Origin of the sequence: Micromonospora sp. NPDC000207 (assembly GCF_040300925.1) — a bacterium.
Taxonomy (GTDB): Bacteria; Actinomycetota; Actinomycetes; order Mycobacteriales; family Micromonosporaceae; genus Micromonospora.
The window spans coordinates 38,290-44,289 of the sequence record NZ_JBEPEQ010000042.1; the positions used below are offsets into that span (position 1 = coordinate 38,290).

The following is a 6,000-nucleotide window of genomic DNA, read 5'->3' on the forward strand; positions in this document are numbered from 1 at the left end:
GGTGTGGGGGTGACGCCGCTCGAAATCCTCCAGAGGGTGGCCGCCCAGCAGGACGGCATGGTCACCACGAGCCAGGCCCTCGCCGCCGGGCTGACCCGGGGTCAGATACGACAACTGTGTCGGTCCGGTCGTTGGGACCGGCTCGCCCGTGGCTGCTACGCGCCGGCCGGTGCAGCCGCCGACTCGGGACAAAACCGGTTCGCGGCCGGCGGTGCAGTCCCTTATCCGGTAGGTGACAGATTCGCGCCGGGCGGTGCAGCCCCCGATCCGGTACGTCATCGGTTCGGGAAGGGCGGCCCAGCCCCTGATCCGGTACGTCATCGGCTCGCGCCGGGCGGTGCAGCCCCCGATCCGGTACGTCGCCGGGCGCTGATCCGAGCCGCCGTCACCAGCCTCGGACCCGGAGCCTTCGCGGTGCTGGACACGGCCCTCGAACTGCACGGTATCGCCGGTCTGCGGCGAACCTCCGCAATCCACGTGTCGGTCCCCGCCGACCAGCCCAGGTCTCAGCGGCGCGGTGATCCCCGGACAGTGGTGCACCAGCTGACCACCGTCCCCGGTGACATCGTCGACGTCGCCGGGATCCGAGCCACGTCACCTTTGCGTACGGTCCTCGACGTGGCCCTGCGGGAAGACCGCTACCCGGCGGTCTGTGTGCTCGACTCCGCGCTGAACAGGGGTTTCGTGACCGCCGAGCAGTTGGCGGCGGTGCCGGCGCTGGTCCGGGGACGCCGGGGTGCCGTCGCAGCGCGGTCGTACGTCCGGGAGGCGGACGGCCGGGCGCAGTCGCCACTGGAGACGCGCTCTCGACTGCGGTGCGTCGACGGAGGTGTCTCCCCTGATGCACTGCAACTGGTGGTGCGCGACCAGGACGGTCACCTGATCGCCGTGGGTGATCTGGGATGGCGGTCCGCCCGACTGATAGCCGAGGCCGACGGTGAAGGCCCACACGGTACGCCGGAAGCCCTCTTCGCCGACCGTCGGCGGCAGAACCGACTCGTCAACGCGGGCTGGCGGGTACTCCGCTTCACCTGGGCAGACACTCTCCGTCCCGACTACATCCCCTGGTCGGTCCGCGAAGCCCTCACCTCCCCACCACCCCGCCGGGCGTCGACCCAGGGCCGGTGATCAAGGGGTTTGCGTCAGATCGGTGATCGAAGTTGACGCAAACCCCTTGATCACCAGAGCAGACCCGGGGTGGGCCGGCCGGGGTGGGGCCGGCTGGGGTGGGGCGGCTGGGTGGGCTGGCTGGGGTGGGGCGGCTGGGTGGGCTGGCTGGGGTGGGGGTGGGGTGGGGGTGGGGTGGGGGTGAGGGGTGGGGTGGGGTGGGTGGGGGTGAGGGGTGGGGGTGGGTAGAGTTCGGCGGCGTGCGGGTACTTCTTCTTGGTGGTGGGGGGCGCGAACACGCGCTCGCCGTGGGGCTTGCTGGTGATCCGGAGGTCGAGGCGCTGATCGCTGCGCCGGGGAACCCGGGGATCGCCGGGCTCGCCGAGCTGCGGCAGGTCGACGCCGCCGACCCGGCGGCGGTCACCGCGCTGGCGGTGGAGGTCGCCGCCGACCTGGTCGTGATCGGGCCGGAGGCGCCACTGGTGGCCGGGGTCGCCGACGCTCTGCGCGCCAAGGGCGTCGCGGTCTTCGGGCCGGGTGGCGAGGCCGCCCGGCTGGAGGGGTCGAAGACGTTCGCCAAGGACGTGATGGCCGCTGCCGGGGTGCCGACCGCGCGGGCGTACAGCTGCACCGACGCGGAGAGCGTCGCGGCGGCGCTAGACGAGTTCGGTGCACCGTACGTGGTGAAGAACGACGGGCTCGCCGCCGGCAAGGGTGTCGTGGTCACCGAGGACCGGGAGGCCGCCCTGCGGCACGCCGCCGAGTGCGGTCGGGTCGTCGTGGAGGAGTACCTCGCCGGACCCGAGGTGTCGCTGTTCGTGGTGACCGACGGGGAGGCGGCGGTGCCGCTGCTGCCGGCCCAGGACTTCAAGCGGGTGGGGGACGGCGACACCGGTCCGAACACCGGCGGCATGGGGGCGTACGCGCCGTTGCCGTGGGCGCCGTCCGGCCTCGTCGACGAGGTGATGGCGAGCACGGTGCACCCGACGTTGGCCGAGATGCGCCGCCGGGGCACCCCGTTCGCCGGGCTGCTCTACGTCGGCCTGGCGATCACCGCCGCCGGCCCCCGGGTGATCGAGTTCAACGCCCGGTTCGGCGACCCGGAGACCCAGGTGGTGCTCGCCCTGCTGGAGAGCCCGCTCGGTGGGCTGCTGCACGCCGCCGCCACGCGTACGCTGGCCGATCATCCGCCGTTGCGCTGGCGGGACGGCGCGGCGGTCACGGTGGTCCTCGCCGCCGAGGGTTACCCGGGCACGCCGCGTACCGGGGACGTGATCACCGGTGGTGACCGGCCGGGGATCATCCACGCCGGGACCCGACGCGGTCCGGACGGCGAGTTGCTCTCCGCCGGGGGGCGGATCCTCTGCGGTACGGCCACCGGCCCGGACCTGGCCGCAGCCCGGGACGCGGCGTACGCCCTGGTCGACGGGGTGACGCTGGCCGGGGCGCACCGCCGTGGGGACATCGCCACCGCCGCCGTCGAGGGCCGGATCGCGCTGCCCGGCTGATCCGGGCCCGAGGCCGGATCGCAGTGCCCGGCTGATCCGGCCCGAGGGTTGGGTCAGGCCTTGGGGATGTCGAAGAGGTTGGCGATGTTGGCGGCCAGGCCCAGGTCGCCCTTGGCCTTCAGCTTTCCGGTCATGAACATCATGACCGGGTTCGCGCCGCCGCTGACGATCCGGAGAAACTCGACAGGCCCCATGGTCAGGGTGAGCTTCGGTTCGTGCTGCGGGGTCTTGTTGACGGTGCAGGTGCCGTCGGCGACGACGATCTCGTAGGTGTCGGAGCCGCCGTCGGGCCGCCCGGTGATGGTCCAGTGGATCACCGCGTTGGTGGAGCCGGCCTTCTCCGGACGGAAGATCGTCGGGAGTCGGGTGAAGACCTCGTCGAGGACCGTGCCTCGCAGGTTGCCGGACATCACCTCGGCGATCTTGGCGTCCGGGGTGGACTTGACCAGCTGGGCGAACTCCTTCGGGCCGTAGTTGGCGAAGGTGGCCGGGTCGAAGTCAGTCATCGGGTTTGGCACCTCTCACGGATGGGTCGACGCAGGTTACTCAAGCGTAACCTTACGTATGAGTAGGTATGCTGGCAAGGTGCCCGACGTGCCCGCGTTCAAACGTCTGCCCCGGGCCGTACGCGAGCAGCAGATGCTCGACGCGGCCGTGCGGACCTTCTCCCGACGCGGCTTCCACGCGGCCAGCATGGACGAGATCGCCGATTCGGCAGGCATCTCCAAACCCATGGTGTACGCGTACCTCGGCACGAAGGAGGAGCTGTTCGTCGCCTGTCTGCACCGGGAGGCCACCCGGATGCTGGAGGCCATCGCCGGGGCGGCCGCCCCCGACCTCCCCGCCGACCTGCGACTGTGGCGCGGACTGCGGGCCTTCTTCGGCTTCGTCGGGGCACACCGGGACGGCTGGGCGGTCCTCTACCGGCAGGCCCGTGGCTCGCAACCCTTCGCCGGTGAACTGGCGACCATCCGGGCCCGGATGGTCGAGGTGGTCGCCGGGATGCTCCACCACGCCCAGTCCGAGCGAGAGCCCGAGCCCGCCCGGGAGCGAGAGCCCGAGCCCGCGCTGGAGCGAGAGCCCATCCGGGAGCCCGCGCCCATCCGGGAGCGCGAGCCCGAGGCTGTCCGGGAGGTGGGCGGCACCGACCTGGAGGTGGTCGCGTACGCCCTGGTCGGGGCGAGCGAGTCGCTTGCCGACTGGTTGGCCGACCACCCCGACGCCGACCCCGCCGCGACCGCCACCCGGATGATGAACGTCGCCTGGCTCGGCGCCGCCCGACTCCTCACCGGGACCACCTGGACCCCACCTGAGGAGTAGGACGCCTACCTCGACGACGTCGCCGAACCGGTCTACGGGGCGGCCCGGCGGCGGAGCCGACGGGCGACCTCCACCAGCCCGGTGATGGCGGCCGACAGGCCGACCCCGACCAGGATTCCCCGGACCGGGTCACGTTCGAAGGCGAGGCCGCCGAAGTAGCCGAGCAGGGTGCTGTACGTCGCCCAGGTAGTGGCGGCGAGGGCGTCGTAGCCCAGGAAGGCGCGCCGGGGGTAGCGGACCGTGCCCATCGTCAGGGTCACAGCGGTCCGTCCCCCGGGGATGTAGCGGGCGGTGGTGAGGATCAGGCCGCCGTGCCGGTCCAGTGCCCGGCGGGCCCGTTCCAGGCTCGTCCGCCGCCTGCTGCCCGCCGGTGACCGGTCCAGCCGCCCGCTGCCGCCCGCGCGTCCGATGGCGTACGACAGGTGGTCACCGGCCAGCGCGCCCAGGGCGGCCACCACGATCACCCAGGCCACGTCGGGTTGCCCGGTCGCCGCGAAGACCCCGGCGGTGACCACTACCGTCTCCCCGGGCACCACCGGGAAGATCGCGTCGACCCCCGTCACCAGGAAGATCACCAGGTAGACCCAGGGTGAGGTGACCGTCTCCCGGAGCAGGTCCAGCAGCGACTGCATTCCCCCATGCTCGACCGTTCGGCGTCGAGAAACCGGCGCTTCTAGGCAACGGGCGTGGAGAGGGCCCGGCCCCACTCCACCTTGCCCTCGGCGGTGGGGGAGTGGGAGGTGAGCACCACCGGCACGTCGAGCGCCGCCGACACCGCCTCCGGCCAGTCGTCGGGGGTCTCGTCGTCGTACACCGGTCGGGCGGCGAGCAGTCGGTCGGTGAGTGCGGCCTGCCGGTCAAGGTCTCCGGGGCGGCCCGGGGACAGCTCGCCGAGGGTGTCGTACCGGTGGCAGACTCGCAGGTCGAGGCCGTGGTCGGCGAGGTCGAGGTGGGTCAGGGCGAGGCCGTCGACGCCACCTGCCACGGCGAGGGCGTACCGGTGGGCCACCGCGTCGAAGTGGCCGAACCGGAAGTGTCCCTGCCACCGGTTGGTGGGATTGCGCGGGTCGGCCAGGGGCAGCGTCGGATCCTCGGTGACCAGGGGGCCGGGGCCGTGCCGGGTGGTGACGGTACGTAGCACCCCCAACCGCTCGGCCTGCCCGGCCAACCCCGCCTCGGCGAGCAGTGTCTCGGCGTTGGCGAAGGTGGTGGTGCTCCAGGTGGTGTACGGGTGGAATCCGTGCCACTCGTCCAGGAGGACGCCCTGGGCGCCCTCGAAGACGCAGGTCCCCGCCCGCAACACCCCGGTCAGGTACGCCCTGTCGACGATCGCCACCCGTTCGGCGAACGCGGTGAACGCGGGCAGGCAGTCGTCGACGGGTGGGGCGGCCAGCGGCCCGAGTTCGGCGGTGAGCCGGTCCCGCAGGGCGGTGAGTCGGCGGCGGAGCACTGCCGGGTCGTGACAGTCGGCGACCCGGGGGGCCTCGTCGGGGTGGGCGATCCCGTACGCCACGGCCTCCCCCACCCCGAGCCCGCAGGAGCCGTGCCGCCCGTCGCCCCGGGCCAGTTCCCGGGCCCGGTTGGCGGCCCGGTGGTACGGGGTGGCCAGCAGGGCCTCCCCGTCGACGGTGAGCCGGTCGAGGGCGTCCGGCACCCCGACCTCGGCGAGGTGGTCGGCCTCGGCGGCCAGGGCCAGCGGGTCGACCACCACCTGCCGGGCCAGGTGGGTACGCACCCCGGGGCGGAACGTACCCGCCCCGAACTGAGCGAACGTGTGGTGTCGTCCGTCGCGCAGGACGACGTTGTGAGCCGCCTGCGCACCCCCGTTGAAACGGACCACCGTGTGCACCGGCCGGGTGGCGCAGAGCCAGTCCACGACTGTGCCCTTGCCGGCGTCGCCGTACCCGAGGTCGACGACCATGACGTGTCGCCCGCCGGCCCCGATTCCCCCACCGGTCCCGTTCGGGCGGGGGAGCCGGGGCCGGTGGGCGGTGCGGGGGGGGGGGGCACCCACCGGGCCGCGGCGGGGGGGGGTGCCCGTGACAGCCCCGATGGGGAGGGCGTC

The 6,000-nt window shown here is 73.0% G+C and carries 8 protein-coding genes and 1 pseudogene; 5 read left to right on the top strand and 4 right to left on the bottom strand.

Going from position 1 to position 6,000, the window contains the following annotated elements:
- Positions 1-36: 36 nt before the first annotated feature.
- The 3 genes and pseudogenes from ABT336_RS13040 to ABT336_RS13050 all read left to right on the top strand — a co-directional run.
- Positions 37-153: pseudogene (locus ABT336_RS13040) on the top strand (type IV toxin-antitoxin system AbiEi family antitoxin domain-containing protein); the annotation flags it as partial.
- A gap of 79 nt (positions 154-232) precedes the next feature.
- Positions 233-373 (top strand): hypothetical protein, encoded by a 141-nt coding sequence (locus ABT336_RS13045; protein WP_350896763.1) that lies wholly within the window; start codon positions 233-235, stop codon positions 371-373.
- Complete coding sequence (locus ABT336_RS13050) at positions 373-1,128, top strand: type IV toxin-antitoxin system AbiEi family antitoxin (RefSeq protein ID WP_502891172.1); 756 nt, start codon at positions 373-375, stop codon at positions 1,126-1,128. Before ABT336_RS13045 ends, ABT336_RS13050 begins: the two co-directional genes overlap by 1 nt.
- Positions 1,129-1,178: 50 nt before the next feature.
- Here ABT336_RS13050 and ABT336_RS13055 read toward each other — a convergent pair whose 3' ends face one another.
- Positions 1,179-1,406, bottom strand: coding sequence for a hypothetical protein (locus ABT336_RS13055; RefSeq protein ID WP_350896752.1), 228 nt, complete (start codon positions 1,404-1,406; stop codon positions 1,179-1,181).
- Between ABT336_RS13055 and purD the strand changes: the two genes are divergently transcribed.
- Positions 1,368-2,615: a phosphoribosylamine--glycine ligase gene (gene purD, locus ABT336_RS13060; protein WP_350896753.1), complete on the top strand. Its 1,248-nt coding sequence runs from the start codon at positions 1,368-1,370 to the stop codon at positions 2,613-2,615. The genes ABT336_RS13055 and purD overlap by 39 nt on opposite strands.
- A gap of 53 nt (positions 2,616-2,668) precedes the next feature.
- Here the strand turns inward: purD and ABT336_RS13065 are convergent, their stop codons facing one another.
- A complete protein-coding gene (locus ABT336_RS13065; RefSeq protein ID WP_350896754.1) occupies positions 2,669-3,121 on the bottom strand; it encodes an SCP2 sterol-binding domain-containing protein in 453 nt (150 codons plus the stop codon).
- A 79-nt stretch (positions 3,122-3,200) separates the two neighbouring features.
- Between ABT336_RS13065 and ABT336_RS13070 the strand changes: the two genes are divergently transcribed.
- Positions 3,201-3,935, top strand: coding sequence for a TetR family transcriptional regulator (locus ABT336_RS13070; protein WP_502891170.1), 735 nt, complete (start codon positions 3,201-3,203; stop codon positions 3,933-3,935).
- 32 nt (positions 3,936-3,967) lie between these two features.
- Here ABT336_RS13070 and ABT336_RS13075 read toward each other — a convergent pair whose 3' ends face one another.
- Both ABT336_RS13075 and ABT336_RS13080 read right to left on the bottom strand, forming a co-directional pair.
- Positions 3,968-4,567 carry a DedA family protein gene (locus ABT336_RS13075; RefSeq protein WP_350896756.1) on the bottom strand — a complete coding sequence of 200 codons (600 nt, stop codon included), beginning with the start codon at positions 4,565-4,567 and terminating at the stop codon, positions 3,968-3,970.
- Between the two features lie 41 nt (positions 4,568-4,608).
- Positions 4,609-5,856, bottom strand: coding sequence for an adenylosuccinate synthetase (locus ABT336_RS13080; protein WP_350896757.1), 1,248 nt, complete (start codon positions 5,854-5,856; stop codon positions 4,609-4,611).
- Between the last annotated feature and the right edge of the window lie 144 nt (positions 5,857-6,000).